This window comes from Bacilli bacterium, from assembly GCA_036381315.1.
Taxonomy (GTDB): Bacteria; Bacillota; Bacilli; order Paenibacillales; family KCTC-25726; genus DASVDB01.
Map to the genome: position 1 here is coordinate 1 of DASVDB010000155.1, position 3,662 is coordinate 3,662.

4 protein-coding genes are annotated in these 3,662 nt (G+C 52.0%); all 4 read right to left on the reverse strand.

What is annotated here, in order from left to right:
- Positions 1 to 221: 221 nt before the first annotated feature.
- Positions 222 to 1,208: a lipoate--protein ligase gene (locus VF260_11610; GenBank protein ID HEX7057822.1), complete on the reverse strand. Its 987-nt coding sequence runs from the start codon at positions 1,206 to 1,208 to the stop codon at positions 222 to 224.
- Positions 1,205 to 1,660: a flavodoxin gene (locus VF260_11615; GenBank protein HEX7057823.1), complete on the reverse strand. Its 456-nt coding sequence runs from the start codon at positions 1,658 to 1,660 to the stop codon at positions 1,205 to 1,207. The genes VF260_11610 and VF260_11615 overlap by 4 nt, the downstream gene beginning before the upstream one ends.
- 72 nt (positions 1,661 to 1,732) lie before the next feature.
- On the reverse strand, positions 1,733 to 2,938 hold the full coding sequence (locus VF260_11620) for an MFS transporter (protein ID HEX7057824.1): 1,206 nt from the start codon (positions 2,936 to 2,938) through the stop codon (positions 1,733 to 1,735).
- Between the two features lie 42 nt (positions 2,939 to 2,980).
- Positions 2,981 to 3,662: pyridoxal-phosphate dependent enzyme (locus VF260_11625; GenBank protein ID HEX7057825.1), on the reverse strand; the 682-nt coding region annotated here is incomplete at its 5' end.

A 3,662-nucleotide genomic window follows, 5' to 3' on the forward strand; every position in this document is an offset into this window, starting at 1 on the left:
GGTCCCGGAAGGCTATTCCGCAGCGCAACTGGAAGCGCTGCTTGCCAAAATACCGCTGAAACGCAGCGGAAATGAGCGCGATATTGCGCAGACGGTGTATTATCTTAGCGACGAGGCCCATTACATTTCCGGGACCGTGATTCCGGTCGACGGGGGCAGACTGGCAACGCCTTGAGACGGACGCGAGGCGGCACCGGACCGGTGAGAGTTGGCGCGCAACACTAGAAAAACAAATCGACGAATTCGCGCAATTCAACCGGTCCGACATAAAGTTTGCAGTCGATTTCGGCCAATTTTTGCGTTATGGCATCCCGATCGTATTTTACGCCGACCAACATGTGCTCCAGTTCCGAAATTTCTTTCAAGCCGAAAAAGTCTCCGTATATTTTCGCGAGAGCAATTTTCCCTTTGGCAATTTGCAGTCTGACGTCAAATGTTCCGGATGACAGCCGCTTTGTTTGCCGGAAATTGCTTTCGGGCGATTTCCCGTAGTTCCAATCCCAGTTGGCATAACGCGCCGCGGATAATTCCCTGATTTTTTGCCAGTCGTGTTCAGTCAGTTGATAACGGACGATTTCCTTGCCGCCAAAGATCGAATGCAGCAACTTTTCCCGAAACTGCTCAATTGTGATGTCTTCCCGCAAAAACTCTTTGATATTGGCCACACGGCTGCGGATCGACTTGATTCCTTTCGATTGCAGCTTGTTCTCGTTGACGCGCAGCGCGCTGACGACATGTTCGATTTCGGAATCAAACAACAGCGTGCCGTGGCTGAACATGCGGCCTTTCGTGGAATATTGCGCATTGCCGGAAATCTTGCGCTCCCCTACCTGAATATCGTTGCGCCCGGACACTTGCGCCGCAACGCCCATTTCTCGCAACGCCGCCGCTACAGGTTCGGTGAATTTGCGGAAATTGTGAAACGAATGTCCGTCGTCGTTCATGATAAAGCTGAAATTCAGATTGCCCAGATCGTGATACACCGCGCCCCCGCCGGAAAGACGGCGAACGACATGGATGTTGTGCTCTCTGACATAGGCTTCGTTGATTTCCTCGGCTGTATTTTGGTTTTTGCCGATAATGATGGACGGCTCATTGATGTAAAACAACAAATAATCGTCATCGCGCGGAAGCTCTTTTAACGCGTATTCCTCAATCGCCAGGTTCAGGCGCGGATCGGTAATTCCTTCATTGTCGATAAACTTCACGCCGGCACACTTCCTTTCTCCACAAATGCCCGCCCGAAGGCGCGGCATGTCTCCTTGTCTTTTTCCGACGGGCGCAGTTCCACTTTCAATCCGTCCAGTACGACATCGGCGCCAAGTTCGCGCAGTTTTTTCGTTAACAGGTCAACCGCCCCGCCAAAATGCTCGTACGTCGAATCGCACGAGCCAAAAGCGGCCGCCTTCTTGCCCGTCAGATCCAGTTCGCACAGATCATCGTAAAAATCCTCGAAATCGTCGGGAAGATCGCCTTCCCCCCACGTAAATGAGCCAAGCAAAACACAGTCGTATTGCAGCACCTCTTCCGCATCAGCCATTAAAACGTCTTTCATGACCGGTTCCGCCCCGGCCTCCCGCATTCCTTCGGCGATTTTGTCGGCCATTTCCTTTGTGTTTCCGGTTATGCTGGTGTAAATAATGATACTTTTTTCACACACATGGATCCCTCCCAGACATATAACTCCACAATAACGTGAAAAAACCGGGAGAGAATTGACGAAAATCAAATTTCACACGCCGAATGAAGCTGTTCGCGGCAATTTTTTTTCATTTTTGAACAGCAGGAAAAATCCGCTCCAACATAGCGCCGCCGCGGCTAAAAGGATCACAGGCAACGAAACGGTATGCGTGAGGCCGGTGCTCAAAAGCGGGCCGATCGTGCCGCGAAAGCCGAACAACAGCAAATAGATGCCGAAAACGGACGCTTCTTTGCCCGGCGCCAACCGGAATATATTGGCCATCGCGACGATATCCCAGGTGGCGTCGCTGAAGCCTTGCAAGCCGCAGCCGACCAGCACCGCCGGATAATTGCCGATTAATCCGTACAATAATGGAATGCTGGAACATGCTCCGTAACCGATGAACAAAGCGCGTTGCGCGGAAAATTTGTCGATCACCCAGCCCAGCGCAAGATACGCCAGCAACAGGCATACATAATAGGTAACACGGGTATAGCCGATTTCCAGGCTGCTCAAATGCAATTTGTCCACTTGCATGATTTGATAAAGCGGCGCAGCCACCGTATTGCCAAACCCCGTCAACATGGTTGCCGCCAAATAGAAGACGAGCGGTTTGTTTTTCTTGACATCGGCCAATTTTTGCCGCAATTTTTCCCGCGTCTTTCGTTTTGGCCGGTCTGTCGGAATGATTTCCTTCATGGGAAAAAACAGGAGAACAGATGCCGCCCCCGTGACCGCGGCAAACAGAAACGGGCCGGACGGCCCTGACACATCGATCCACTTGCCGACGATATACGCGAGCGGAATCATGAACGCGACGGCGGCCACACGCACGTTGCCCATCAGCCTGCCCCGCAATTCCGCGGGATAAATCCGCGGAATTAATGCCGCGTATGCCGGCGCCTGGATGCCCATAAATAATTGAAACAAAAGCGCAACGGCAACGAACATCCACGGGGAAATAAACAGCGCGGGCAACATGAGTAGCAGCCTGGCCGCCAAATTCGGAAAGATGACAAAATACTTGGGATTGCCGTATTCGGAAAAGTTTGCCCACAACGGCGAAAACAACAATCCGATCGCCGGCGACGCCATCAATAATCCGACCTGAAAGTCGGATGCGCCTTGCAGAATCGCGACAGGTACGTAAAATTGATTGAACACAACGTTAAAAAAGCTGAACAGAACGCTTGCCGCAAGTTCAAACCGAAAATTGGACCGTGTCGCTTTATCCATCAGCATGCCAAACCGTAGCATCTATTCTCTCATATCCATTCCACGGGAAAAATACGATCATGATTACAACGATACTTTGGGCAAACGGCTCATGCTTTCTTGCAACGCTTCTTCGGAATAGGGCGTGTCTTGCAATGCGCCGGACAAATAGGATTCATATGCGGACATATCAAAATGCCCATGACCGGAGAGCGCAATTAGAATGACGCGTTTTTGCCCTTCCGCTTTCGCGCGCAACGCTTCGTCGATCGCCGCGCGAACTGCGTGGGCGGATTCCGGCGCCGGAATAATCCCTTCCGTCTGCGCAAATTGAACCGCAGCGGCGAAAATCTCGGTTTGTTGCAGCGCAATCGCCTCAAGCAGTCCGTCGTGATACAGTTGGCTGACTAGCGGCGAATCGCCGTGATAGCGCAATCCTCCCGCATGAATGCCCGGAGGCATAAAATCATGCCCCAGCGTATACATTTGCATCATCGGCGTCAATTTGGCCACATCCCCGAAGTCGTAGGCAAATTTGCCGCGGGTCAAGGTTGGGCATGCGGACGGCTCCACGGCCACCAACCGGACTTTTTTTCCCTCGGTCAATTTATCCCGCAAAAACGGAAACGCCAGACCGGCAAAGTTTGAACCGCCGCCGCAGCAGCCAAATACAACATCCGGATAATCTCCGGCTTTTTCCATCTGCAATCTGGCCTCTTGCCCGATCACCGTTTGATGCAAACAAACATGGTTCAACACACTGCCC